Origin of the sequence: Pedobacter roseus (genome assembly GCF_014395225.1) — a bacterium.
Taxonomy (GTDB): domain Bacteria; phylum Bacteroidota; class Bacteroidia; order Sphingobacteriales; family Sphingobacteriaceae; genus Pedobacter; species Pedobacter roseus.
Window position 1 is genome coordinate 4,091,351 of the sequence record NZ_CP060723.1, and the last position, 25,418, is coordinate 4,116,768.

A 25,418-nucleotide genomic window follows, 5' to 3' on the forward strand; every position below is an offset into this window, starting at 1 on the left:
AAGCTTTTTCAGCTTTTGTTGAAACAAAAAGCGGGACCAACCCCAACCGAAGGAATTCTGCAGTTCCTTTTCAAATTAAGATTATTGTACTTCTAAAGATCTCAACGACAAGATGAGTTTCATGGTCAATATTAACTTAAAATTAACCATCGGTTAACTCAAACAACTATCGTAACATTAACCCTCAAAACGCTTTATTTATTTAAAAAATATACTAACTTTGATGTTGCGCTTAGTAATTGTACTTTATACACTAAGCAGGTTAAAAAATCAATAAAAAATCAAATAAAAATGAGCATAATCGTTAATGTCCATGCCAGACAGATTCTCGATTCGAGAGGCAATCCAACAGTAGAAGTAGAAGTTGTAACAGAGGCAGGCGCTTTTGGCCGTGCAGCTGTACCAAGCGGTGCATCTACTGGACAATATGAGGCTGTTGAATTACGTGATGGTGATAAATCTACATATTTAGGTAAAGGTGTTTTAAAAGCTGTAGAAAATGTAAATACTAAAATTGCTGATGCATTAAGAGGTATTGATGTTTTTGAGCAAAATACAATTGATAAAATTATGTTAGACCTTGATGGTACCGAAAACAAAGGTAACTTAGGTGCTAATGCTATTTTAGGTGTTTCTTTGGCTGCTGCGAAAGCTGCTGCTGATGAAATCGGTCAACCATTATACCGTTACATTGGTGGTGTTAATGCCAACACTTTACCGATTCCGATGATGAACATCATTAACGGAGGTTCTCACTCTGATGCACCTATCGCTTTCCAGGAATTTATGATTATGCCGGTTGGCGCTCCTTCATTCTCTGAGGCTTTACGTTGGGGAACTGAAGTTTTCCATAGCTTGAAAAAAATTCTTCATGATAGAGGTTTATCTACTGCAGTAGGTGATGAAGGTGGTTTTGCACCAACTTTTGATGGTACTGAAGATGCAATTGAAACGGTATTAAAAGCAATTGAAACTGCTGGTTACAAACCAGGTTCACAGATCTGTTTAGCTTTAGACTGTGCTTCATCTGAGTTCTACAAAGATGGTAAATACGACTATACTAAATTTGAAGGTGCTACTGGTGTAATTCGTTCAAGCGAAGAGCAGGCACAATATTTAGCTGATCTTTCTGCAAAATATCCAATTATCTCTATTGAAGATGGTATGGATGAAAACGACTGGACTGGCTGGAAAAGCTTGACTGATAAAATCGGCGACCATGTTCAATTGGTAGGTGATGATTTATTTGTAACTAACGTTACGCGTTTACAACGTGGTATTGACGAGGCTACTGCTAACTCGATCCTGGTAAAAGTAAACCAGATCGGTTCTTTAACTGAAACCATCAATGCGGTAACTTTAGCACAAAACAATGGTTATACTTCGGTAATGAGTCACCGTTCTGGCGAAACTGAAGATGTTACGATTGCTGATTTGGCTGTTGCATTAAACTGCGGACAGATTAAAACCGGTTCTGCATCACGTTCAGACAGGATTGCAAAATACAATCAATTATTACGTATTGAAGAAGAATTAGGTGAAAACGCACGTTTCATCGGTTCGAAATTCAAATATGCTAAGAAATAATTTATAATATTGGGTTTAAACCCCAATGCTATAGTGTTAACAAGTTGAAAAACTAATTTGCGAAACATCCGGAGATTTTAAATCTTCGGATGTTTTTATTTTAATACTATATTTGTTTGTTGGATTTGATCTTCTCAAATCTCACATCTAAAATCTCATATCATATATGAAACGTTTAATAGATCTTTTCCGCAATAAATATTTCCTTGCTACTGTCGCTTTTGCGATGTGGATGCTATTTTTCGACAAAAACGATATGATGTCGCAGTATGAGTATCGCAGTCAGGCAAATAAATTGCAGGAAGAAAAAGAATATTTCGAGAAAGAAACTGCCCAGGTTAAAAAAGACCTTAACGAACTAAATACCAACCTGAATACAGCTGAAAAATTTGCCCGCGAAAAATACTTCATGAAAAAAGACAATGAAGATGTTTTTGTGATTATCCAGGAAGAGAAGAAGGATTAGTTTTCAGTTTGGAGTTTTGCGTTGGGAGTTTGGAGTCACCCAACAATTAAACAATCAAACCATAGAACAACTCCTCCGTCAGTTAACCGATTAAACAATCAAACAGTTAATCATCTAATGCTCCACATTCTTTACATTATCGCCATAACAGCCGAAGCGATGACTGCTGCGCTTTCTGCAGGCAGACGTGATATGGATTGGGTAGGTGTTTGTATTATTGCATGGGTAACTGCTTTGGGTGGTGGGACCGTTAGAAATGTATTATTCGGCCATTACCCGATGAGTTGGGTTGAACATCCGGAATATTTAGTGATTACAGCGGTAGCGGCCTTACTCGCTGCATTTATCGCATCTATAATGACAAAACTTAAAAAGCTATTTCTTTACCTTGATGCTTTGGGTTTGGTGGTTTTCACCATAATTGGCTGCCAGGTTGCTCAGGAAATTCATCTACCCTATTTAATTGTACTGTTTAGCGGAATGATTACCGGTTGTGCAGGCGGCGTACTCCGTGATGTGCTCTGTAATGAAGTTCCATTTCTTTTTAGAAAAGAGATTTATGCGAGTGCAGCGATTGTAACAGGTGCTGTTTATATCGGTGTAGAACATTTCCATGGGGGTGAGATGTTAGCTACCATTTCGGCGGCTGTTGTTGGATTAGCATTACGCTTACTTTCTATCCGCTTCGAATGGCACATGCCTAAGTTTGTTTACAGAGATGAATGGCATTAAAGATGAAAAATGGATGAGGGATAACGGACAATGGAAATAGACTAGCTACATCATCCATCTTACATCCCAACATTTTACATCATCTAAAGTTCTCCGTTCCTTTTCCTCAAAAACCACTCTGTACCGAATAAGATCAGCACTAAACCAAATAACCATTTCATATTGATGAGTTCATCGTATTTACGGTCCTCGTAGCTGATGGTTTTAATGTTCTCGTTTTTGCCAATTTCATCCGCTATTTTAAGTAGATTTTCGGGCATAAAGAGCCTGCCATTGCTTTGTTTAGATATGGTATTTAGAAGCTGATGGTTGGCAGTTGTTTGCTGATATTCCGCGATCAGTGTGTTTACGTAGAAACTACCAGAGGCGGTGAATTTCTTTCCACCCAGTTCTGCATTAGCCATGTAAGAATAATTACCCGCAGGCATGGTTCCGGCATCTAACTGGTAGCCATTTTCAGTTTTAGAGAAGATATAGTTAAACACTTTTCCGGCTTCATTTTTTACCTGAAGTTTAACTTCCACCTCATTTACAGGTTGATAGCTATCGTTATAAAGCGTAGCATTGAACTGGATCGATTCATTTTCATCATAAGCCGATTTCGAGGTAAAAACCTTAAATCTTCGTTTATCATCTTTAACCGAAAGGTATTGAACCGTTTTTGAAATCAGGTCATTTAAAACCGACTGATTACTTTCATTTTCAGCCTCTGAAAGTTTCCAGCGCCATAGCCCCTCTCCCATCAGGTAACCGGCCTTTAAGCCATTTTCATTTGCAAAGAACAATAATGGCTGCTGCGTACTCACTTTGCCGATACGCTGATTAAAAACAGGTGTTGCACCTGCATTTACAGTCAACCTTGCAAACGGACTAAGCAAAGGATCGAAAGCCGAAAACTGTTTTTTATCTTCTTCAGTGAGATTAAAACTGGTAAAACCATTGGCAAAATCAGCATATACCTCCTGAACAGAACCATTGGCTGAACTCAGATTTACCTGATTCTGGATCTGGTTAAAAGCATTGATGTTGCTCTGAGCACCCAAAATGTACCAGATCGGCTTCTTCAAACCTGCCAATTTTTTTAAAAATACTGACGAAATATTTTGAACATCGGGCAACTGATACAAAACGATTAAATCGAATTTAGACGGATCTGTCGAGTTTAAATCATCAGCAAGGGCAAGTTTAGCCTCATAGTGTTTATTAAGCGAAATAGCCTCTTTTAATACGCCTAAATCGGGATGCGGTGCAACAGCGGCTAGTAAAACTTTCTGTCTGCCATCAATCACCTCTACATAAAAAGTCTGAACGTTATTTCGGGTAGTGATTTCATTTTTTAAAGTGCCTAATTGAATGGTATACTTCTGCACCCCAATTTTACCGGCATGGATCTTAACAGGAACCGTTTTAACAAAAGAATTGCCGCTGATGGATATGCTTTGCTGTTCAATCTTTGCTCCATTCTGGCTAACCGTTAAAGAGGTATTTTCTCCATCGCTTTGAAAAGCCTGCACCTGCACTTCGATAGTGAAATCGTCATCCAGGTACACAATGTTATTGTAATTTACATTCGAAATCAACACATCACGCTTCGGGATACTATCCCCTAAAGCAATGGTATAAACCGGTGCATTGATCTGGTTTACGCTATACAAAGGATTTCCACCATGGTTAAAAATACCATCAGTAGCTAAAATGATAGCACCAACATTTCGGTTAGTGTATTCATCCCTCACTTTCTGAAAAAAAGCGGAAGCATCGGTTAATTTTCCCTGATTTTTAAAATCGAAACCATCGGCAACCTGATCGCCAAAATGAAGCGTTTTTACCTCATATTTATCTGATAGTTTATCCTGTAACATTTTAAGGTTTTGCTCATATAATTTCTGGTCGAAACCGGTTGCTTTAACCTGACCAACAGACAGAGAATTATCCTGTCCGATAATAATTACCGGTTTATCCAGGGTATAATTTAAGGTTTTAATGAGGGGAGCAAATATTAACCACGCAATGGTGGTAACCACTACAATCCGCAAGGTCGTTAAACCATATTGAAGTTTTTTATCCAGATTTTTGTTACCACGATAAAGCAACCAGGCATACAGCGCGCCTAAAGCCAGGCAACCCAGAAAAGACAAAATAGAAGCACCTGTAAAAAAACCAGTCATAATTCATAAAGATGGTAATTTTAGGGAAATTTTCAAGATTATTAACCATAAAGAATTTATACTAACACTAAAAACACCTATTCTTTTAACCACCGAGTGCACCGAGTTTTACACTGAGGACCACAGAGGACCTAAACCTTTTTAAGCTCCCGACTCTGTGTACTTCGTGCCTTTTCTCTGTGACCTTTGTGGTAAAAAAATAGAACGCTATGCGCTCTGTGGTTAAATTCCTATTTTTAAACCAAATCAATCTTTATGAAATTAATCTGTTTAACATTTCTGTTATCTCTAAGCCTTATGGTGAATGCCCAAAATTTTAAAGCCACGCAAATCAAATTCGAAAGAGTAGAAAAGGCATACAGCGAAAAATGGGAAACATTAAGAAAGTTTGTTCAGGCAGGTGGTTATGGTGATCAGTTCTCGATGGTAATTAATGCTTATAAAACAGAGGGAAAACTGGAAGTATGGTTAAAGAATAATTCGGCCAAAACCTATTCGCTATTCAGAACTTATGATTTCTGTGCGCATTCTGGCACCATTGGTCCGAAAGTATTTGAAGGCGATGGACAAACGCCGGAAGGATTTTATTATGTTAACGTTTTTAATCCCATGAGTAATTTTCATCTATCCTTAGGCGTAAATTATCCAAATACAGTAGATTATGCCAGAACAGGGAAAGATAGAAAGCCTGGAAGCGATATCTACATCCATGGTAATTGTGTAACGGTTGGCTGTATACCTTTAACCGATGAAAAAATTAAAGAAGTATATATTTTGGGCGTTGAAGCCAGAAATGCTGGTCAGGAAAAGATTCCGGTAAACATCTATCCTTTCAAAATGACGGAAGGAAATATCAAAAAATATAGTGCTCAATTCCCGGTGCAGGCGAACTTTTGGAAATCGTTACAAGCAGGATATTTAGCTTTTGAGAAGAATCAAACGCAACCTAACGTTAGTGAGGTAAAAGGGAAATATGTTGTAAAATAGTAGAAAAGTTAAAAGGTTGGAAAGTTGAAATGTTCTGTTCCCAAAACCTTTCAACCTTCCAACCTTTCAATCCCTTAACCCTCTTACAGCATCCCACCGCAAACAGACAAAGTTTGTCCGGTTACGTAAGCGCTCATATCAGAAGCTAAAAACACGCAAACGTTGGCAATATCTTCCGTTTCACCAGCGCGTTTTAATGGAATATCTTTTTCCCAGCCTTCAACAACTTTTGGATCTAAAACCTCAGTCATTTCGGTACGGATAAAACCTGGTGCAACTACGTTGGCACGGATATTTCTCGAACCTAACTCTTTAGCAACCGATTTGGTGAAACCAATGATACCTGCTTTTGAAGCCGCATAATTGGCCTGACCAGCATTACCTGTAATACCCACAACCGAACTCATATTGATAAATACACCTTTACGGGCTTTCATCATTACTTTAGAAGCCGCTTTGGTTACGTTGAAAATCGATTTTAAGTTAATGTTGATGACATCATCCCAGTTTTCCTCGCTCATGCGCATCAACAAACCATCTTTGGTAATACCAGCATTGTTTACTACAATATCAATGGTACCGAATTCGGCAACAATATCGGTGATCAATTGCTCTGCTTCTGCAAATTTAGAAGCGTCAGAACGGTAACCTTTAACTTTTGTTCCAAAGCTTTGTAATTCCTGCTCTAAAGCCTCACCTTTTTCTACTGATGATAAATATGTAAAAGCTACATTAGCGCCCTGCTCGGCAAATTTTTCAGCTATTTTACGGCCGATCCCTTTTGATGCACCTGTAATTAATGCTGTTTTTCCTTCTAATAATTTCATTATGAAATGTTGTAAAGTTGAAATGTTTTAATGTTGTAAAGTTATAATTTATAGCAATAAAAGATTATGCTTTTTTCTGGCTAAGCTGAAAAATGTTCCCCTCTATGTCCTCCCCATCGCAAAAAAGAAAATCAATGCCTTCAAAAGATTTGATATCTTTCATTTTTGCACCTCTTTCTATAAGTCGTTTTCGAACCTCTTCAATATTTTCTTCAATACTAAAAACTAGTTTCACATTACTTTCTGCACGAAAAGAATCCTCATTTCTGAATGATTCCCCAATCCGATGAAAAGCAATTTCGATGACTCCCGCGTTGAAAACCAGCCACTTGTTTTCAATTTCTTCTATTAACGAAAAATTAAAAACGGACTGATAAAAGACCTTTAAGGCACCAATATCATTACCAAATAAAATTATTCTGCTCAGTTTCATATCAATAAATTATAACGCCGGTTCCTGCTGACTTAAACAATGAAAACTTCCCAATCCCCAAATAATATCGACTGAGTTGATTCCAATCACTTTGCGATCAGGGAAACAGCCCTGAATAATATCCAAAGCTTTTTGGTCATTTACATCATCAAAAACCGGAACAATTACCGCAGCATTAGCAATGTAAAAGTTAGCGTAAGATGCAGGCAAACGGGTATCATCGTAAATTACTGGTGAAGGCATCGGTAACTCAATAATTTTTAATGATCTGCCATCTTTCAGTTTCATTGCTCTTAAAGCCTCCAAATTCTCTTGTAACAGCACATAGTTTTCATCTGAAGGATTACTTTCTACAACCGTTAAAACCGTATCCTCGTTTACAAAACGTGTAATATCATCAATATGTCCATCGGTATCATCACCTACAATTCCATCGCCTAACCATAAAACCTGATCCTGTCCATAATATTCAAGCAAATATTTTTCTATCTGCTCTTTAGTTAAATGTGGATTACGGTTTTCATTCAATAAACAAGCTGTGGTGGTTAAAACCGTACCTGCTCCGTTAAACTCTACCGAACCACCTTCCATTACAATATCTGGTGTAAATAAAGGTAAATCGAAATGTTTGGCAATTTTGGTCGGAATTACATCATCAAGATCGAACGGAGGATATTTACCACCCCATGCGTTGTAACCCCAATCTACCACTGCCTTTTCGTTACTTTTAAGCAAAAATGCAGGGCCATGATCACGGCACCAGGCATCATTGGTTTCATTAAAATAAAATTCAATCTGGCTTAAATCGGCATCTACTTTGGTTAATTCAGAAACAGCAAAAGCTTTCATTTCTTCATCTTTCACATTGATACGCACTTTTTCGCCTTCAGCAACAGCTTTAATAAACTGGCAATACGGTTCATAAATGGTTTCGATTTTATCTGGCCAGGAGGCTTCTTTATGTGGCCAGCTTAACCAGGTTGCCTCATGTTTAGCCCATTCGGCAGGGAAAGCATAACCTTGCTGCTTTGGCGAATAATCGAACTGATTGATATTTAAATCTTTTCTTGGAGGAAAGTTTGACATAGTTTTTAAAGTCCGAAAGTCGGGTGTCCGAAGTCGGATGATTTAGTGTTTTATTTTTAAAAGTCCGAAATTCGGGCGTCCGAGGTCGGATGATTTTGTGTATCCATAAACCGCCAATATCGCCGGACTTCGATCTTCCGATCTCCGACTCAATTCAGCGATTTGATTAAAGCAGAAATCATAACCAAAATCTCTCCGCAAGATTTATAATGTTTCTGAAAAATTTCTTCTTTTATATATTTTCTTCTTATGGCAAGGTGCAAACAATTCACCACTTCGATATCTGATCTAAGGGCATAACCTAAAAATCTTTTAAATTCAGGATTACTCTGACCCGTGCTTCCCTCGGCTATATTCATTGAAATCGAATCTGCAGCACGTTTAGCCTGCGATGTTAAAACATAAACCTCCTCTTTTGGAAAAGCTTTGGTCATATTGTCGATTTCATCAGCTAAATCTAAAGCCTTTTGCCAAACCTTAAGTTTTTCAAATTTGAATGCCATAATTAAGTCCGAAAGTCGGAGGTCCGAAGTTATAATTTATTAGAAATACACTAACAAATTACAATTTCTTATAATGCAATCCAAAACTTTAGGATTTTCTAACAGCATCCAAGCCTTTCACCTCCAGTTCCCCACCTCCAACTTCTCATGGGCCTTTCAGATTTTTGCAACTTGCAGGTGTGCTCTTTGGCCTCCGTCTTCGGTCTTCCGACCTCCGACTTTTTTAATCCCCGTCAATATATCTTTTTGTAATCGGCTGGTAAGAGTCGATCCTTCTATCCCTTAAAAAAGGCCAGTGTTTACGGAAGAAATCAGATTCTGATAAATCCAGTTCAACTACTTCAGTTTCCTCTAAATCGTGCGAACCTAAATAAAGCAATTTACCCTGTGCGTTTGTAGCAAAACTTCCGCCCCAGAATTTCATGGCACCATCTTGCTCAAAACCTACACGATTTACGCTTACTACCGGAACACCGTTTGCCACTGCATGTGAGCGTTGAATGGTTTGCCAGGCATTGTATTGATCCTGATTGGTTTCTTCATCCTGATCAGTCGCCCAGCCAATTGCCGTTGGATAAAACATAATATCTGCACCCATTAATGCTGTAATGCGTGAAGCTTCCGGATACCACTGATCCCAACAGATCAGGATACCGATTTTAGCAAACTTGGTTTCGAAAACCTTATATCCCAAATCGCCAGGAGTAAAGTAGAATTTTTCGTAGAAAGCAGGATCATCCGGAATATGCATTTTGCGGTATTTCCCTAAATATGAACCGTCAGCATCTAAAACAGCAGTAGTATTATGATACAAACCTTCAGCACGTTTCTCAAACAAAGAAGCGATAATTACCACGCCCAATTCTTTGGCTACCACCTGCAAAGCATCAGTAGAAGGACCAGGAATAGCTTCTGCCAAATCGAAATTATCGTAATCTTCCACATCGCAGAAATACAGCGAAGTAAAAAGCTCCTGCAAACACACAATTTGCGCACCTTTTGCAGCTGCTTCTCTCACTTTTGCAATCGCTTTATCTAAATTTTCCTGCTTATCTTTAGTACAACTCATTTGCACTAAGCCAACTTTTACTTTCTTCATGTTTTCTGAAATGAGAGAATGAGAGAATGATTAATTGAGAGAATGTTATGGTAGTTATAAACCACATTCACTCATTCAAAAATTCACTCATTCAAAATTAGGTTGCAAAGTTACTATTTTGTTTAAAAGTAGAACGGCATAATGATGTAATTGTTTTCTGTTTTTAGGAAAAGCAAAGGCAGCATTTCAAACGTTTATCAGTCGGGCTATCCATTATAGCTCCGATGAAACCTGTGAAACAAGCAAGCACGCCATAAAACAACAAAGATAAGTGCTTAAATCGGAGGCTGCCATTTCTATCCCGTTTAGATAACATGGTTATTTGCTACTATTAACGTTGAACCCGCCTACTAACAAAGCACCAACCAAAATCATTAACTAATAAAAAGAAAAAGCCCCGATTTTCATCGAGGCTTTCCAATCTGATTAAAACCAGATTAAGGGTTAATATTGTCCTTTTTAGGTTTTGCTTTTGTTTCTACAATTTCTGCAACGGCTACCACTTCTTTACGTGCCTGAGGATCCATTAATTCCATCAGTTTCAAACCCAATAAGCCATCCATTGCCGAACCGCCATGATTACCGCCATTGCCACCAATTAACACATCAGGGATCAGTTTTACATTACCTTTGGATAACTCTTCCGTAATTTTGTAACGGGTAAAGTTTTCGCCACCCAAAGCTTTCACAGCAAGCTCATAAGCTTCGGCAGTTGATTTACCTACGGCTAAAATTTTACCTGCTTCGGCACTACCGGTTAATGAAATCTGTTCAGCCTCTGCCGATGCCCTTAATTTAATCGCTTCAGAATCTGCCTGAGCCCTCGCTTTTGTTGCTTCGGCCTCGGCATGGGCCCTCATTTTTGTAGCCTCAGCTTCAGCACCAACGGCTAATTTTACACCTGCGGCATCACCTTCCGATTTTTTTACAGTAGCACTTGCGGTACGTTCAGCTATCTCTACGCTTTGTTGTGCCTTTACAATATCTTTCTGCATATCAGCAATCGCAGTTTCTTTCTCCATCCCCTGGCGCGTTTCCTGTGCCTGTTTCTGGGTTTCGTAAGTCACCTTTTGCTCTTCTGCAATTTTACGGTCGGTTAGGGTTTTCATTAACGATTCAGGCGGAACAATGTCACCAATCAGCGTATCAACCGCATTTACATTATATTCATCAAGCACTTTACGGATATGTTCTTTAGCCGATTCCTGGCGTTCTTTACGTGTACTCAGGAAAGCAATTACATCACTTCCCTGTGCGGAGTTACGGAAATAGTTACCAATAGTTGGCTCTAAAACCTGCGAAACCAAATTCACCATGTTACCAAAACGCGCAATTACTTTTGGTGCTTCTGTAGTAGGTACGTGGATAATTTGTGCAACATCCAAATTAAATGGGAAACCATCTTTAGAACGTACCGTAATGGTTGATAGGTTTTTGTCCAGATTGTGTGCTTCACTCCGTGCCGATGCCCAGTTTAACACCAGATTGGTGGTGGGCACCAGCTCTACCTTCATAATGTATTTGTTAATCGGATATTTGCCCGGGCCAAGTGGCTCCAGCCAAACACCTTTCGAGCCTTTGCCTACGATATTACCATGTTTAAAATCGGCGCCGGTTAAGTCATTGCCATCTGTACCAATAAATGAGATCACCACGCCTACATAACCGATGGCAATTTCCGTCATTGGGATCTCCTCCAATTGGATTGCCCAGGGATTAAGGTTATAAGAACCCGCCAAAATTACCTGCGGTTGCAAACCACGGTTACCGCCTTGCTTGATGAAAGCATCGAAGTTCTGGAAATTGTTGTGGCCTTCCACCAGTTTACCCGCGATCTGATTGGCTTCAATCGGTAAACCATCTAGCGTGGTTACAATGCCTACCATACTTTCCTGAATCCGGATCATATCGGTAACAGAAACCTGGAATAGCATGGTATTGATACGATAGGAACCCGAGGTGATATAAGAGGTTTGCCTGCCTCGCTGACCGCCATTTTCGAGGAATTTCACCGCATCCTGAAAGTTATCAGACTCTACCCTTTGCCCCAGAATATTACCCGTTGGGATTTCTGAACCATCTTTGGCCATAATCAGTCCGATTTTACCTTCCGGAATAATGGTAAACTGTTCCATGGTTACACTGTACTGCCAAAACCACATCCCGAAATACAATCCCGGCGCCAGTGTTTTTCCCTGGAAACCAGCTTCGCCTTTAACGGCAATGATGCGACCATCGGGCAGTTCGCGGTCGGAACCAAAGAGTACGAATTTTTTGGTAATCAACCCGATCCTGTCTTCGGGGACAATCACCATCCCGAATAAGAAGCGTAAAATATATTTGTATAAAACGATGCACAACAGTGCCACTAAAACCCACCAGTAATTAGAAATGAGCGCTTCCATAATGTTCTATATTTTTCTTTTTTTTAGTGCCTGATAAACCATTTATCAAGCACGATATAGATATCAAATGATGTGCTTTGTTACCATTTTTAACACTTATTTTTAAACTATTTTTCATTGATTCTAAGGCCTTAAAAATGACTCAGGATCGATTAAGAGTAAAATGTCATCTGCAGATGACATTTTGCAGAACAACCTAACTGAACGCTTATAAACATCAAAAACTAACCATTTAGGTTCCGGGAAATATCTGCAAAAATTTTAATTGTATAAATTACAATTAATAAGAAAAATGTGTCCTTTTTTAGACCTATACAATTGACCGGATTGGGATACACCGATGAATCAGTTTTACTGATTTTAGATTAAATAAAACTGCCTGATATAAGTATTTTTTAAGAACAGCGCAGAATCCAGGTTAACTAAACCCGATTGCACGAATGCCGATTACTTCAATCGGCAGAAGGAAAAGCGGGACAGGAACCAACCTAAAAGTACAGGAACCTGCTTTTCAAATGATTTTAAAGAAAAAGGCACGAAAATCACAATTGTTACACGCCAATCTCTTCTCTATATTCTTGCTGTAATTCGAATAAACATTTGGCGCAGAGGCAACCATCATACAGTTCGGAGATATACTGTACTTCGTTAATACTAAGCTGCACCACACTGCACTGGCACTTGGTATAAGAATTTGCCTTGCACTCAATAGCACTGTTGCATCGCTCGCAAGGAATGATTTCGTGTTTGGCGCTATGGATGTTTGAAGACATTTTAAAGTTCTATTGTTCATTGGTTCATTAGTCATTAGTGAAATCGCTATTGGCATTGGGCAAAACCAATGGCTGATGAATTAATGAACCTATACAAAAGTAATTACAAAAAATAAGGTTTTGAGCGTTTGCCCAAAACCTTACTTAATTTTGAATATTTAATCGGCAAGCAGGCCTTAAACCTTCCGCCTTCCTACCCTCTACCTTATCCTGAACAGCTAATGCAGCCTTCTTCCATCGAACAAACTGGTCCGTCAACGATTTCTTCTGCAACCTGATCTTGTGTCATCTCAGCTGGGATAACCGCTTCAATTGCTTTACCACCCTGATTTTCTACCGTAAACTTAACTGCCTGAGAAGCTGCCTGTGTACGTAAGTAATACATACCGGTTTTCAAACCTTTCTCCCATGCGTAGAAGTGCATTGAAGTTAATTTTGAAGTATTTGGTGCGTTTACGAACAAGTTTAACGATTGCGACTGGCAGATATAAGCACCTCGATCGGCAGCCATATCAATGATGTTACGCATCTTGATCTCCCAAACGGTTTTATATAATTCCTTGATGTAATCAGGAATAGTATCAATTGCCTGGATTGAACCGTTAGCCAATATGATCTGATTTTTCATATCGTTGTTCCACAAACCTAATGATACTAAATCTTTCAATAAGTGTTTGTTTACCACCACAAACTCTCCACTTAATACACGACGGGTGTAAATGTTTGAGGTATATGGTTCGAAACATTCGTTGTTACCCAAAATCTGCGAAGTAGATGCAGTTGGCATTGGCGCAACCAATAACGAGTTGTACACACCATCTTTAACTACTTTCTTGCGCAATGCATTCCAGTCCCAACGGCCACTATCTGGTGTAACATTCCATAAATCGAACTGGAATTTACCTTTTGATAACGGAGAACCTTTAAATGTTTGGTAAGGACCATTTTTCACAGCTAAATCGTGTGAAGCTGTCATTGAAGCGAAATAAATGGTTTCGAAAATGTCTTTATTTAAACGTTTCGCCTCATCACTTTCGAAAGGTAAACGCATTAAGATAAAAGCATCAGCCAAACCTTGTACACCTAAACCAACCGGACGGTGACGCATGTTTGAGTTTTCTGCTTCCTGTACAGGATAATAGTTATGATCGATGATTTTATTCAGGTTTAAAGTAGCCTGATAAGTTACATCATATAATTTTTGGTGATCGAAAGCACCGTTGATTACGAAACGAGGTAATGCCAGTGAAGCTAAGTTACAAACGGCAACTTCATCTTTAGAAGTATACTCGATAATTTCGGTACACAGGTTAGAACTTTTAATGGTACCTAAATTCTGCTGGTTAGATTTGCTGTTCGCTGCATCTTTAAACAACATGTATGGTGTACCAGTTTCAATCTGCGAATCTAAGATGGCAAACCAAAGTTCCTGTGCTTTAACCGTTCTACGCCCACGCTTTTCAGCTTCGTATTTAGTGTAAAGTGCTTCAAACTCAGCTCCGAAACAATCGGCCAAACCTGGTGCTTCGTGTGGACAGAATAGGGTCCAATCGCCATTATCTTTAACACGTTGCATAAACAAATCGTTAATCCAAAGGGCATAGAATAAATCGCGCGCACGCATTTCTTCTTTACCATGGTTTTTACGAAGATCTAAGAATTCGAAAACATCTGCATGCCAAGGCTCTAAATAAATAGCAAATGCACCTTTACGCTTACCTCCACCTTGATCTACGTAACGGGCCGTATCGTTAAATACGCGTAACATTGGAATAATACCATTACTAGTACCGTTTGTACCACCAATATATGAACCCGTTGCACGGATGTTGTGTATACTTAAACCGATACCACCAGCACTTTGCGAAATTTTAGCGGTTTGCTTCAAAGTATCGTAAATACCTTCAATACTGTCATCCTGCATGGTTAACAAGAAACATGACGACATTTGAGGTTTTGGTGTAGCGGCATTGAACAAAGTTGGTGTAGCATGTGTAAACCAACGCTCACTCATTAAGTTGTAGGTTTTGATTGCGCTCTCGATATCTTCTTTGTGGATACCAACAGAAACACGCATAAACAAATGTTGCGGGCGTTCTACAATCTGACCGTTAACTTTTAAAAGGTAAGATTTTTCTAAAGTTTTGAAACCGAAATAATCGAAACCAAAATCACGGTCGTAAATGATAGAACTATCTAAAATATCCTTATTTTTTTCTATAATCTCAAAAACATCATCAGCAATAAGCGGAGCCGCTTTCTGTGCTTTCGGGTCGAAATATTCGTACAACATTTTCATCGTACCCGAGAATGATTTAGTGGTGTTTTTATGCAAGTTCGAAACCGCTATACGCGATGCCAGCAAAGCATAATCAGGGTGCTTAGTAGTTAACGATGCAGCAGTTTCTGCAGCAAGGTTATCAAGCTCTGATGTAGTAACCCCATCATATAAACCTTCGATTACCTTTTTGGCCACATCGATCGGGTCTACAAGGTCTGAATTCAAACTATAGCACAACTTTTGAATACGCGCTGTGATTTTGTCAAATTGCACCGCTTCTTTGCGGCCATCTCTTTTTAGTACGAACATATTTTATGAGATTTAAGTTTATGTTAAGTCGTGAGTATCAAGTATCAAGACTTAATCATCACTTTTGTATTTTTTGTTATTTATTAATTAGTATCGAGAGCGGGTAATTAGTATCAAGTAACTAGTATCGAGTAGCAAGATTAAACCTTCTACCTTTTAACCCTCTACCTTAAAAGTCTTCATCTAAAGAAAACGCCTGTTTATTATTATCAGCAGAGGTTAATACGCCGCTTTTTTGATAATCACCTACACGTTTTTCGAAGAAATTGGTTTTACCCTGCAATGAAATCATTTCCATAAAATCGAATGGATTGGTTGCATTGTAGATTTTTTTATAACCCAGCTCCTGTAACCATCTGTCGGCCACAAACTCGATATATTGGCTCATTAATTTTGCATTCATACCAATTAGCGCTACTGGCAAGGCATCGGTAATAAATTCTTTTTCAATTTCAACCGCATCGCTGATGATACCATGAACTGCTTCTTCGCTTAACTTATTGCTCAACATACTGTACAATAAACAAGCAAATTCGCAGTGAGAACCTTCATCTCTAGAGATCAGCTCGTTACTGAAAGTTAATCCTGGCATTAAACCACGTTTTTTTAACCAGAAAATAGAGCAGAAACTTCCGCTGAAGAAAATACCTTCAACTGCAGCAAAAGCGACTAAACGTTCTGCAAAAGTTCCGTTTTCGATCCAGCGTAAAGCCCATTCTGCTTTTCTTTTTACTGCAGGAACAGTATCAATTGCATGGAACAAACGGTCTTTTTCTTCAGGATCTTTAATATAAGTATCGATTAACAAGGCGTAGGTTTCGGCATGGATGTTTTCCATCATAATCTGGAAACCATAAAAACAACGTGCTTCTGGCAATTGAACTTCACTCATGAAGTTTACTGCAAGGTTTTCGTTCACGATACCATCACTAGCAGAAAAGAAAGCAAGGATGTGCGAAATAAAATGTCTTTCGCCATCATTTAAATTGTCCCAGTGTTTCTGATCGTCAGAAAGATCAATCTCTTCTGCCGTCCAAAAACTAGCTTCGGTCTTTTTATACATTTCCCAAATTGCCGGGTACTTAATCGGCAAAAGCACAAATCTATCTTTGTTTTCTTGTAGTAATAATTCCTGTTCCATACGCTGATATTTTTAATTCTATTTTTTTAACAGAGCCGACAAAGGCACGCATCCATCAATTTTATATGATGATTGTAATGTCTTTTATCAAAACGCTGTTGTGAAAGTGCTAACCCTATTGCCTGACAAACAACTGAGTTTTTAGTTAGGAAAATTTAAATTTGCAATCGGGATGATGTACTTATAAATTACTAAAAACTAAGCTTTTATATTTGTTTTCAAGCGCAAGAAGTTAAAGAACTTTGTTGAACAAATATATATACGGTGGCCCTTTTTTGTGAACCAAAGTTGTTAACACCCTCCCCGATTGCTGGGGAAAAACGATCAGTCAAATATCATTTTCAAGCGAAAAAAAAGCTAATCGTTTCTTTTAAAGGGTTTAGCAAACAAAAAAGAGTGTTAATAACTTAAATTTGAGGGGTGTAATAAGCCTGAAATAGAGCTAAAAAGGGTATTACTCTACAGTATAACTCAAGCTCACTTTGGCGATGCCTTTACGGTAGATACCGATCTCTTTGGCAGCACGTTCTGACAGATCTATAGCCAGTTTTTTAGCGTATGGGCCACGGTCGTTTACCTTCACCACTACCGATTTTCCGTTATCCGGATTGGTTACGGTAACCAGGGTACCAAATGGAAGTGTGCGATGGGCGGCCGTGAGTTTTTTAGCCCGGTATTTAGCGCCGCTGGTGGTACGGCGGCCTTCGAATTTTCTGTGGTAATAAGTAGCGAGAACTGTTTTTTTGATACTGTCTGGTTCGTTCGATGAATCAGAATTTTGTGCTTGACCTTGTAAAAACAGGAAACAAAAACTTAATAACAGCAGATACTTCATAGGCTAAATTTTCTTTATCGAGCCTGCAAATATAAGCATTTAGTTTATAATCAATAATTTGTGGAAAAACAGCCTGATTTGGTGCATTAAAAAAGGCGTACAACTTATCGCCGTACGCCCCTACCTAACCCTACTATACCCACCTTATTTTTGATCTGGCACGAAATTCATAGAGATTGAATTTACACAGTGACGGGTGTCTTTATTGGTAAATCCTTCGCCTAAAAATACGTGACCAAGATGCGCGCCGCAATTAGCGCAAACTATTTCTGTACGCGATCCATCTGCATCAGGAATACGCTTTACTGCGCCTTTAATTTCGTCATCAAAAGCAGGCCATCCGCAATGGGCATCAAACTTGGTTTCTGAACGGTATAAGGCTGCGTTACAACGTTTACAGGTATAAGTTCCCTTATCTGTTGTATGCTCATATTTACCTGTACCAGGATATTCTGTACCTTTATTTACAATTACTCTTTCTTCTTCGGGTGTTAATGGATTCCAGTTCATTTTCTTCTTTGGTATGATTTGTTCTGTTTCCTTCGATTGTTTTGCAGCTTCTTTATCTTGCTTTTGGGCACAAGCAGAAAGGCCTGTTATTAAAACAACAGCAGAAATCAGAAATAGTTTATTTAACATCGTTTTCATACGTCAATATACGCTATAGATTTTGTTTTGGTTTGCTGGTTTAGTGCTTTGTATTAGTGTTTACAAAGGAATGATAATTCAATTGGGAGTTGAGAGTTTTCAGTTAGGAGTTGGCAGTTTTAGATGCTAAAGGCACCATCATTCGAGAGATCGCTGGTTTACCATGAAAGACTCGGAAAGTTTTTTTGCCACGGAAGCACGAAAGACACGGAAAATGATTAAAAGACAACGCGTCTTATTTCTAAAGTAGGCTTGCCAAAGTTTAATATTAAGCCAACGCTACATTCTGAGCATTTCAAGTAGTTTATAGCTTGAGCCAAATCTTCATTCGCTATCCCACTTTTTGATTTTATTTCTAAAACTACAGTATCAAAAACTATAAAATCAGCATAAAAGCTATGCGGAAGTAAAACATCCTTATAGTAAACAGGATAATGTTTTTCTCTCTCATAAAAGTATCCACGGCTTTCAAATTCGATACAAAGCGCGTCCTTATAAACAATCTCAAGAAAACCACAACCCAAATCCTTATGAACTTCAATTGCAGCATTAATAATTAAATCAGTTTCATTTTTATAGGGAAGACTACCTTGTTTTATTTGATAATCCATAAATGAAAATTTTAACTAAGCTAATTAATTTCCTGATTTTTTCCCTTTTTATTTCCGTGTTTCTTTGTTTCCGTGGCAACTAATTTACCATTTCGTTTTTTCTTATTATGTTTCGATGGCAACCTCGCCAAACAAAAAAAGCGTCCCGAACCTAATCGAAACGCTTTTATATAATGAGAATTTTAAATCTTATTTTGCTAATTCTTCTGCCATTGCAGCACCGATTTCGGCAGGACTTTCTACTACACGGATACCACACTCGCGCATGATTTTCATTTTTGCAGCTGCAGTATCATCAGCACCGCCAACAATAGCACCAGCATGGCCCATTCTACGTCCCGGAGGCGCAGTTTGACCAGCGATGAAACCAACAACAGGTTTAGTACCGTGTTCTTTGATCCAATGGGCTGCTTCAGCTTCCATACCACCACCAATTTCACCAATCATGATGATACCGTGCGTTTCAGGGTCGTTCATTAATAATTTTACCGCCTCTACAGTTGGTGTTCCGATAATTGGATCACCACCGATACCGATCGCAGTAGTGATACCTAAACCAGCTTTAACCACCTGATCAACCGCTTCGTAAGTTAAAGTTCCTGATTTAGAAACCACACCTACATGACCTTTTTTGAAGATAAAACCTGGCATGATACCAATTTTAGCTTCATCAGCAGTAATTACACCAGGGCAGTTAGGGCCGATAAGCGTAACATCGCGGTCAGCAATATATTCTTTAACCTGAATCATATCCTTTGTAGGGATACCTTCGGTAATACAAACAATAACTTTAATACCACCTTCGGCAGCTTCCATAATTGCATCAGCAGCAAAAGCCGGTGGTACGAAAATGATAGATACATTTGCACCCGTTTTATCAACGGCATCTTTAACAGTATTAAAAACAGGCTTTTCTAAATGCAATTGCCCACCTTTGCCAGGCGTTACACCACCAACTACGTTTGTACCATAGGCCAGCATCTGCTCAGCGTGGTAAGTTCCTTCGTTTCCGGTAAAACCCTGAACGATAACCTTAGAATCTTTATTTACTAAAACGCTCATGTATCAATATTTTTTTTGTGCAAAGCTAATATTATTGAACTGGAATTCAAACCTAAAACCATATTATTTAGTCCGTTTTTTCAGGAAAATGTAAGGATTCGTTACTTTGATGAAGAAAGGCCAAAACGGAAAGACTAAAGCCCAAAGCGGAAAGGTAAAAGTTAAAAGAACGAGGTAACAAAGCTTGACCGTTCTCGGCGCCACATCAGGAGCAAGCCTTTCGGTATAAACCTGACAGGAACGGGCATCCCGGTTTAAGCACTATTCTTCTGTTTTTATGGTGTGCTTGCTTGTTTCACAGGTTTCATCGGGATAAAGTGGATGGCAGGGCTTCAAAGGCCAAGAAACACAGTGCATTCGTTTTCAAATCAAAAATATTGACATTTAAGATTAGGAAATGAGCAGTTTAGCACTTTTCGGATATTACAGTCCCGCTCTTCGTTCCTTCTGGTGAAAAACCAGAACCACTTCGATCGGGTTTAGTAACAAAGTTTGGATGCTTGTGGCAACATCCCGCCAAAACGCTTAAATTTACTTTTAAAGCGGAAAGACCAAAGCAAAAAGTTAAATCATATCAAGATGAGAAAATCCATATTAGTTTTAATCGTTATTACTGCAACGTTTATTTCGTTTAAAGTATCTGCACAAAATACCGATACCACTAAATATATCCTTCAAAACGATGCTGAAGTAGCAAAAGAAGAACCCGGCACACATAATGGCGGAGGCAAGACCATTGGTTTCAACTTTTTTAGTGAGGCTAAAAACCTCAAAACGGTATTCAAAAAAAGGACTTTAAAACCCGGGTCATCTATCGGTTACCATTTGCAAAAAGAAGATGAAATTTATTATGTGATCAGCGGAAACGGCACCATGCAAATGAATGGAAAAACTTTTGCGGTTAAGCCTGGCGATGCGATTTTAACCCGTCCGGGCAGTTCGCATAGTATTGCACCAGATGCGGGCAATGACCTAACCATTTTGATTGTTTATGAAAAGAAATGATGATATTAGGAGAGTAAGGGCCTTCGACTCTGCATATACCTACAAAAAATAGAGAACACATCACCAAAATGGAACTAGAAAAGCATTACACAAATAGAACAGGCTGGTTAAGGGCAGCCGTACTTGGTGCTAACGATGGTATTATTTCTACCACCAGCCTGGTTATTGGTATTGCTGCCGCGAGCGATACAAGAAGCCCTATCGTACTGGCGGCTTTGGCTGGTTTAGTGGCCGGCTCATTATCGATGGCTGCCGGCGAATATGTTTCGGTAAGCTCGCAGGCCGACATTGAAAAAGCTGATCTGGCCCGGGAGAAAGTGGAACTCGAAACCATGCCTGACGTAGAGCTGAAAGAGCTCGCAAAAATATATGTATCCCAAGGATTGGATGAAGATTTAGCCATGCAGGTGGCAGTACAGCTTACCGGGAAAGATGCTTTGGCTGCCCACGCCAGAGATGAACTGGGCATTAACGAAATTACGCAGCCAAAACCACTCCAGGCAGCTTTTGCATCGGGTGCATCTTTTATCAGTGGCGGGATTTTACCTTTTCTGGTTGCCTTTTTTGCCCCGATAAAATCGATGGTGTTTTATCAATATGGTTTCGCCATTGTGTTTTTAGCGCTATCTGGCACGATTGCAGCAATGGCAGGGGGCTCAAATGTAATTAAAGCAGTAATTAGAATCTGTTTCTGGGGAACTGTGGCAATGGTGGTAACTGCTTTGGCCGGATATATTTTTGGAGCTAAAACAGTTTAGTTTTCAATTGGCAGTTTACAATTTCATAATAATTAATATCCAAATTCCAACAGAAACAACTGTAAACAAAAAAGCCGAATGAATTTATATCCACTCGGCATTACTATATTATGTGTTTGAATTATGCTCCCAAAACTGAAAACTCCAAACTGGAAACTCTCAACTTAAGCCTTCCATCCTTTAACCCACTCTGCCTGTGCAGCTTCATCATGGAAAGTCCAGGCTACAAAGCGGCTAATTTTTTGTCCCTGGCTCATTTGCACGGTACGTACTTCAAAAGCATCTGCCTTAACCAAATTGTTATAAATACTTTTTAGGTTTGCACTTTTCGAAACCAGTGAGCTGAACCACAAAACCTGATTTTTGATTTGCGCACTCTGGATAATGATTTGCTCTACAAAGGCACGTTCGCCACCAGGGCACCAAAGTTCGGCCTTGTTTCCTCCGAAGTTCAATACGTGTTTCACTTCTTTTTCATTCCCTCCAAGGTTACGCCATTTCTGACGGGTGCCCTGCTCGGCTTCTTTTAAAGAAGCATGGAACGGTGGATTACAAACAACAGCATCGAAACGCTCTGTTCTGCCTACGATCCCTCTAAAAATACCCATTTTTGATGATTGCTGACGGATTTCTATCGCACCTTGTAATGGTTTGTTGGCTTCGATAATGCGTCTTGCCGATTCAACTGAAAGTGGATCTATTTCTGAACCCACAAAGCTCCAGCCATATTCCTGGTGACCAATAATCGGATAAATGCAGTTAGCACCTACACCAATATCGAGCACATTGATCTTTGCTCCTTTTGGGTTTTTACCTTTATTGCTTGAGCCCAAAAGATCAGCTATATAATGGATATAATCTGCCCTTCCCGGAATAGGCGGACAAAGAAAATCCTGAGGAATATCCCATTGCTGGATATCGTAATAGTATTTCAGTAATGCTCTATTTAATTCTTTTACGGCATTTTGATCAGCAAAATCGATCGAATCGTCGTTATGCTCGTTTTTAAAAACGAAACGTCTTAATTCTTTTGAAGTTGCAATAAGTTGTTTGAAATTGTAACGCGAACGGTGTTTGTTGCGTGGGTGTAACTCGCTCTTTTCTTTGCGGTTATTTTGTTCTTCTTGAGCCAATGTGCTATGGATTAATTAAACAAGCTGTGTGCATGTTTCTGCTGCAAAGATAGGTAATTAGTTGGGAGTTCGGAGTTTTTAGTTGGGAGTTACAAAGCATCCTCAAAACTCATTCCTCCAAACGCTCACCGCTCAACTAAACTTCCTCCTCTTTTTCTATCATCACAGGCTGAATGGCCTTTAAATACTTTTCTTCATCAAACTGGTTTTCGCTTTTGGCAATTACGATTGTAGCTATCCCATTGCCGATTACGTTGGTGATGGCCCTTGCTTCGCTCATAAAACGGTCTACACCAATCAATATGGAAATGTGTTCTATCGGCATAATTTTTAATGCAGTTAGGGTTGATACCAGCACAATAAAACCACTTCCTGTTACGCCTGCGGCACCTTTAGAGGTTACCATAAGTACGCCTAAAACGGTAATTTGCTGTCCGATTGATAAATCGACATGAAAAACCTGACAGAGAAATATAACCGACATGGCCAGATAAATGGCCGTACCATCGAGGTTAAATGAATAACCGGTGGGAATTACTAAACCAACAACCGATTTATCGCAGCCAATGGATTCCATTTTCTGCATCATACTTGGCAAAGCCGATTCGGAAGAAGAAGTGCCCAACACAATTAAAATTTCCTGGCGGATATATTTTAAGTATTGCCACAAACTGAATTTATAGTATCTACAGATTCCGTTTAACACAATAAAAATAAACAGGATACAGGTTAAATACACCGAACCCATCAATTTAGCCATTCCTACGATACTTTCCAATCCATGCGTACCGATGCTAAAAGCCATCCCACCGAAAGCACCGATGGGCGCTAAACGCATAATTACCTTCATAATTTTAAAAAGCACTTTCGATATTTTATCAAAAGCATTTAAAACACTGGTTCCTTCACCACCCAATTTATTCAATCCGTAACCAAAAAGAATGGCAAAAAGTAAGATCTGCAGGATATTTCCTTCTGCAAAAGCAGCAATTACATTATGCGGAATGATGTGAAGGAAAAACTCGGCCCAGTTCATCTCTTTGGCCTGTTCGGCATAACCAACAATTTTGCTGGCATCGCCTCCTTTGGCTATCATTCCGACACCAGGTTTTAAAACATTGGCCACCAACAAACCGATTGCAATGGCCACTGTACTTACTATTTCGAAGTATAATAGTGCTTTACCGCCTACCCTGCCTACCTTTTTCATATCGCCCATGTGTGCGATGCCTAAAACAATGGTAAAGAATATAATCGGAGCAATTAACATGCTAATCAGGTTGATAAAACCCTGACTGATTAATTTAGCAGTAGGTGCAAAACCAGGAAAATAAGCACCAACATAGATTCCTATGATGATGGCAAGTAAAACCTGAAAGGTTAAATTGGAGAATATTTTCTTTACAAATTCTATAACTGTCATTTGCTTAATGCGAGTAAGGAAATATATGAGTAATTTTTCTATTTATTGCAAAGTAGCTTTAAGCCCGACTTTAAAACAGCTATTTTACTATTTATAAATACTGACTTCAATTTTACCATCAGCGGTAATTGTTCCCCTATACATGCCTTCGGTATTAAACGGCATCGCTACGTTACCCTTTTTATCTAAGGCAATCAAGCCACCATCTCCACCCATTTTACCTACTTTATCCAGCGCAATTTTCGAGGCTTCGGCAACTGACAATCCTTTATATTCCATTAAATCGGAAATGGTTTTCGCCACCACATTGCGGATGTAGAATTCGCCCCAACCTGTACAGGAAATACCTGCTGTTTCGTTATTACAATAAGTACCAGCGCCAATAATCGGCGCATCACCCACACGGCCATATTTTTTGTTCGTCATGCCTCCTGTTGAAGTTCCAGCAGCTAAGTTACCTGCTTTATCGAGCGCAACACAGCCCACTGTACCAAATTTATAATCATGATTTTTTATCCCTAAAAGTTCAGATTTTTTATTTCCATGATCGAGAACAGCTTTTGTTGAATCTTCTTTAATTGCTTTTTGAAGACCATCCCAGCGTTCTTGTGTCCAAAAATATTTTGGATCTACAATTTTCAAACCCACTTCCTTGGCAAACTGCTCTGCACCAGCCCCTATCATCATCACATGTTCTGATTTTTCCATCACAGCCCTTGCTGCAGAAATCGGATTTTTAATGGTGGTTACTCCGGCAACCGAACCTGCCATTAACGTTTTTCCATCCATTATGGCGGCATCAAGTTCATTTTTGCCATCATGCGTAAAAACTGCACCTTTACCTGCATTAAAATGCGGATCGTTTTCCATCACGTGAATAGTCGCTTCTACGGCATCCAAACTGGTTTTCCCTGCCTTAATTTCGGCATAACCCGCCTGCAAAGCCTGGGTTAAAACAGCTATGTAGGCTGCTTCTTTTTCGGGAGTCATATTTTTTTTGAGGATAGTACCTGCACCGCCATGAATAACCATCACATATTTTTTCTGCTGGGCAGTAACCTGTAAGGTTATCACCGAAAGCAAAAACAAGGCAATCAATTTTAATAATTTCATCTTCCTGTTGGATTTAAGAAGCTGTTAAATTAA

Annotated in this window: 23 protein-coding genes; 6 read left to right on the forward strand and 17 right to left on the reverse strand. The window is 39.1% G+C overall.

Translation table 11 applies throughout. The annotated features are described in order from the left end of the window. Positions 1-291 precede the first annotated feature (291 nt). The 3 genes from eno (at position 292) to H9L23_RS16740 (ending at position 2,785) form a co-directional block, all read left to right on the forward strand. Positions 292-1,587, forward strand: a complete 1,296-nt coding sequence (gene eno / locus H9L23_RS16730) for a phosphopyruvate hydratase (protein WP_029278432.1) — start codon at positions 292-294, stop codon at positions 1,585-1,587. 166 nt (positions 1,588-1,753) lie between these two features. Then, positions 1,754-2,053, forward strand: a complete 300-nt coding sequence (locus tag H9L23_RS16735; protein ID WP_025145767.1) for an FtsB family cell division protein — start codon at positions 1,754-1,756, stop codon at positions 2,051-2,053. 117 nt (positions 2,054-2,170) lie between these two features. Continuing rightward, complete coding sequence (locus H9L23_RS16740; RefSeq protein WP_187591466.1) at positions 2,171-2,785, forward strand: trimeric intracellular cation channel family protein; 615 nt, start codon at positions 2,171-2,173, stop codon at positions 2,783-2,785. Between the two features lie 83 nt (positions 2,786-2,868). Here the strand turns inward: H9L23_RS16740 and H9L23_RS16745 are convergent, their stop codons facing one another. Further along, positions 2,869-4,953, reverse strand: coding sequence for a hypothetical protein (locus H9L23_RS16745; protein ID WP_187591467.1), 2,085 nt, complete (start codon positions 4,951-4,953; stop codon positions 2,869-2,871). A gap of 255 nt (positions 4,954-5,208) precedes the next feature. On the opposite strand from H9L23_RS16745, the gene H9L23_RS16750 reads away from it, so the two are divergent. Next, on the forward strand, positions 5,209-5,940 hold the full coding sequence (locus H9L23_RS16750; RefSeq protein WP_187591468.1) for a L,D-transpeptidase family protein: 732 nt from the start codon (positions 5,209-5,211) through the stop codon (positions 5,938-5,940). An 83-nt stretch (positions 5,941-6,023) separates the two neighbouring features. On the opposite strand, the gene fabG is transcribed toward H9L23_RS16750, so the two are convergent. The 13 genes from fabG to sucD all read right to left on the reverse strand — a co-directional run bounded on the left by fabG (position 6,024) and on the right by sucD (position 19,953). Beyond that, complete coding sequence (gene fabG, locus H9L23_RS16755) at positions 6,024-6,767, reverse strand: 3-oxoacyl-[acyl-carrier-protein] reductase (protein WP_187591469.1); 744 nt, start codon at positions 6,765-6,767, stop codon at positions 6,024-6,026. Between the two features lie 64 nt (positions 6,768-6,831). After that, positions 6,832-7,200 carry a VOC family protein gene (locus tag H9L23_RS16760; RefSeq protein WP_187591470.1) on the reverse strand — a complete coding sequence of 123 codons (369 nt, stop codon included), beginning with the start codon at positions 7,198-7,200 and terminating at the stop codon, positions 6,832-6,834. A gap of 9 nt (positions 7,201-7,209) precedes the next feature. Continuing rightward, positions 7,210-8,286, reverse strand: coding sequence for an agmatine deiminase family protein (locus H9L23_RS16765; RefSeq protein WP_187591471.1), 1,077 nt, complete (start codon positions 8,284-8,286; stop codon positions 7,210-7,212). Between the two features lie 149 nt (positions 8,287-8,435). Then, positions 8,436-8,789, reverse strand: coding sequence for a four helix bundle protein (locus H9L23_RS16770; protein ID WP_187591472.1), 354 nt, complete (start codon positions 8,787-8,789; stop codon positions 8,436-8,438). Positions 8,790-9,012: 223 nt separating this feature from the next. Beyond that, positions 9,013-9,888 (reverse strand): carbon-nitrogen hydrolase, encoded by an 876-nt coding sequence (locus H9L23_RS16775; protein ID WP_187591473.1) that lies wholly within the window; start codon positions 9,886-9,888, stop codon positions 9,013-9,015. A gap of 437 nt (positions 9,889-10,325) precedes the next feature. Beyond that, positions 10,326-12,293: an SPFH domain-containing protein gene (locus H9L23_RS16780; protein WP_187591474.1), complete on the reverse strand. Its 1,968-nt coding sequence runs from the start codon at positions 12,291-12,293 to the stop codon at positions 10,326-10,328. Positions 12,294-12,844: 551 nt separating this feature from the next. Further along, positions 12,845-13,066, reverse strand: coding sequence for a cysteine-rich CWC family protein (locus H9L23_RS16785; RefSeq protein WP_187591475.1), 222 nt, complete (start codon positions 13,064-13,066; stop codon positions 12,845-12,847). 205 nt (positions 13,067-13,271) lie between these two features. Then, positions 13,272-15,656 (reverse strand): ribonucleoside-diphosphate reductase subunit alpha, encoded by a 2,385-nt coding sequence (locus H9L23_RS16790; protein WP_187591476.1) that lies wholly within the window; start codon positions 15,654-15,656, stop codon positions 13,272-13,274. Positions 15,657-15,825: 169 nt separating this feature from the next. Continuing rightward, positions 15,826-16,797 carry a ribonucleoside-diphosphate reductase small subunit gene (locus tag H9L23_RS16795; protein WP_025145778.1) on the reverse strand — a complete coding sequence of 324 codons (972 nt, stop codon included), beginning with the start codon at positions 16,795-16,797 and terminating at the stop codon, positions 15,826-15,828. 454 nt (positions 16,798-17,251) lie between these two features. Continuing rightward, positions 17,252-17,632, reverse strand: coding sequence for a septal ring lytic transglycosylase RlpA family protein (locus H9L23_RS16800; protein WP_187591477.1), 381 nt, complete (start codon positions 17,630-17,632; stop codon positions 17,252-17,254). Between the two features lie 144 nt (positions 17,633-17,776). Next, on the reverse strand, positions 17,777-18,280 hold the full coding sequence (locus H9L23_RS16805; protein WP_187591478.1) for a methionine-R-sulfoxide reductase: 504 nt from the start codon (positions 18,278-18,280) through the stop codon (positions 17,777-17,779). Positions 18,281-18,498: 218 nt separating this feature from the next. Continuing rightward, complete coding sequence (locus H9L23_RS16810; RefSeq protein WP_187591479.1) at positions 18,499-18,891, reverse strand: GxxExxY protein; 393 nt, start codon at positions 18,889-18,891, stop codon at positions 18,499-18,501. A 189-nt stretch (positions 18,892-19,080) separates the two neighbouring features. Next, the gene (sucD, locus tag H9L23_RS16815) at positions 19,081-19,953 is read right to left on the reverse strand and encodes a succinate--CoA ligase subunit alpha (RefSeq protein ID WP_187591480.1); all 873 of its coding nucleotides are present in this window, start codon (positions 19,951-19,953) and stop codon (positions 19,081-19,083) included. A gap of 579 nt (positions 19,954-20,532) precedes the next feature. On the opposite strand from sucD, the gene H9L23_RS16820 reads away from it, so the two are divergent. After that, on the forward strand, positions 20,533-20,958 hold the full coding sequence (locus tag H9L23_RS16820; RefSeq protein ID WP_246474720.1) for a cupin domain-containing protein: 426 nt from the start codon (positions 20,533-20,535) through the stop codon (positions 20,956-20,958). A gap of 68 nt (positions 20,959-21,026) precedes the next feature. Continuing rightward, a complete protein-coding gene (locus H9L23_RS16825) occupies positions 21,027-21,716 on the forward strand; it encodes a VIT1/CCC1 transporter family protein (RefSeq protein ID WP_187591481.1) in 690 nt (229 codons plus the stop codon). 164 nt (positions 21,717-21,880) lie between these two features. On the opposite strand, the gene rlmF is transcribed toward H9L23_RS16825, so the two are convergent. The 3 genes from rlmF to H9L23_RS16840 form a co-directional block, all read right to left on the reverse strand. Next, entirely contained in the window at positions 21,881-22,849 is a 969-nt protein-coding gene (gene rlmF, locus H9L23_RS16830) for a 23S rRNA (adenine(1618)-N(6))-methyltransferase RlmF (RefSeq protein ID WP_187591482.1), read from the reverse strand. A gap of 136 nt (positions 22,850-22,985) precedes the next feature. Beyond that, a complete protein-coding gene (gene dctA / locus H9L23_RS16835) occupies positions 22,986-24,272 on the reverse strand; it encodes a C4-dicarboxylate transporter DctA (RefSeq protein ID WP_187591483.1) in 1,287 nt (428 codons plus the stop codon). A gap of 87 nt (positions 24,273-24,359) precedes the next feature. Then, positions 24,360-25,385 carry an isoaspartyl peptidase/L-asparaginase family protein gene (locus H9L23_RS16840; RefSeq protein WP_187591484.1) on the reverse strand — a complete coding sequence of 342 codons (1,026 nt, stop codon included), beginning with the start codon at positions 25,383-25,385 and terminating at the stop codon, positions 24,360-24,362. Positions 25,386-25,418: the final 33 nt, after the last annotated feature.

What these genes read in the sequence shown, in the direction of transcription:
- eno (WP_029278432.1), top strand. Translation starts at nt 292, where the DNA reads ATGAGCATAATCGTTAATGTCCATGCCAGACAGATTCTCGATTCGAGA.
- H9L23_RS16735 (WP_025145767.1), top strand. Translation starts at nt 1,754, where the DNA reads ATGAAACGTTTAATAGATCTTTTCCGCAATAAATATTTCCTTGCTACT.
- H9L23_RS16740 (WP_187591466.1), top strand. Translation starts at nt 2,171, where the DNA reads ATGCTCCACATTCTTTACATTATCGCCATAACAGCCGAAGCGATGACT.
- H9L23_RS16745 (WP_187591467.1), bottom strand. Translation starts at nt 4,953, where the DNA reads ATGACTGGTTTTTTTACAGGTGCTTCTATTTTGTCTTTTCTGGGTTGC.
- H9L23_RS16750 (WP_187591468.1), top strand. Translation starts at nt 5,209, where the DNA reads ATGAAATTAATCTGTTTAACATTTCTGTTATCTCTAAGCCTTATGGTG.
- fabG (WP_187591469.1), bottom strand. Translation starts at nt 6,767, where the DNA reads ATGAAATTATTAGAAGGAAAAACAGCATTAATTACAGGTGCATCAAAA.
- H9L23_RS16760 (WP_187591470.1), bottom strand. Translation starts at nt 7,200, where the DNA reads ATGAAACTGAGCAGAATAATTTTATTTGGTAATGATATTGGTGCCTTA.
- H9L23_RS16765 (WP_187591471.1), bottom strand. Translation starts at nt 8,286, where the DNA reads ATGTCAAACTTTCCTCCAAGAAAAGATTTAAATATCAATCAGTTCGAT.
- H9L23_RS16770 (WP_187591472.1), bottom strand. Translation starts at nt 8,789, where the DNA reads ATGGCATTCAAATTTGAAAAACTTAAGGTTTGGCAAAAGGCTTTAGAT.
- H9L23_RS16775 (WP_187591473.1), bottom strand. Translation starts at nt 9,888, where the DNA reads ATGAAGAAAGTAAAAGTTGGCTTAGTGCAAATGAGTTGTACTAAAGAT.
- H9L23_RS16780 (WP_187591474.1), bottom strand. Translation starts at nt 12,293, where the DNA reads ATGGAAGCGCTCATTTCTAATTACTGGTGGGTTTTAGTGGCACTGTTG.
- H9L23_RS16785 (WP_187591475.1), bottom strand. Translation starts at nt 13,066, where the DNA reads ATGTCTTCAAACATCCATAGCGCCAAACACGAAATCATTCCTTGCGAG.
- H9L23_RS16790 (WP_187591476.1), bottom strand. Translation starts at nt 15,656, where the DNA reads ATGTTCGTACTAAAAAGAGATGGCCGCAAAGAAGCGGTGCAATTTGAC.
- H9L23_RS16795 (WP_025145778.1), bottom strand. Translation starts at nt 16,797, where the DNA reads ATGGAACAGGAATTATTACTACAAGAAAACAAAGATAGATTTGTGCTT.
- H9L23_RS16800 (WP_187591477.1), bottom strand. Translation starts at nt 17,632, where the DNA reads ATGAAGTATCTGCTGTTATTAAGTTTTTGTTTCCTGTTTTTACAAGGT.
- H9L23_RS16805 (WP_187591478.1), bottom strand. Translation starts at nt 18,280, where the DNA reads ATGAAAACGATGTTAAATAAACTATTTCTGATTTCTGCTGTTGTTTTA.
- H9L23_RS16810 (WP_187591479.1), bottom strand. Translation starts at nt 18,891, where the DNA reads ATGGATTATCAAATAAAACAAGGTAGTCTTCCCTATAAAAATGAAACT.
- sucD (WP_187591480.1), bottom strand. Translation starts at nt 19,953, where the DNA reads ATGAGCGTTTTAGTAAATAAAGATTCTAAGGTTATCGTTCAGGGTTTT.
- H9L23_RS16820 (WP_246474720.1), top strand. Translation starts at nt 20,533, where the DNA reads ATGAGAAAATCCATATTAGTTTTAATCGTTATTACTGCAACGTTTATT.
- H9L23_RS16825 (WP_187591481.1), top strand. Translation starts at nt 21,027, where the DNA reads ATGGAACTAGAAAAGCATTACACAAATAGAACAGGCTGGTTAAGGGCA.
- dctA (WP_187591483.1), bottom strand. Translation starts at nt 24,272, where the DNA reads ATGACAGTTATAGAATTTGTAAAGAAAATATTCTCCAATTTAACCTTT.
- H9L23_RS16840 (WP_187591484.1), bottom strand. Translation starts at nt 25,385, where the DNA reads ATGAAATTATTAAAATTGATTGCCTTGTTTTTGCTTTCGGTGATAACC.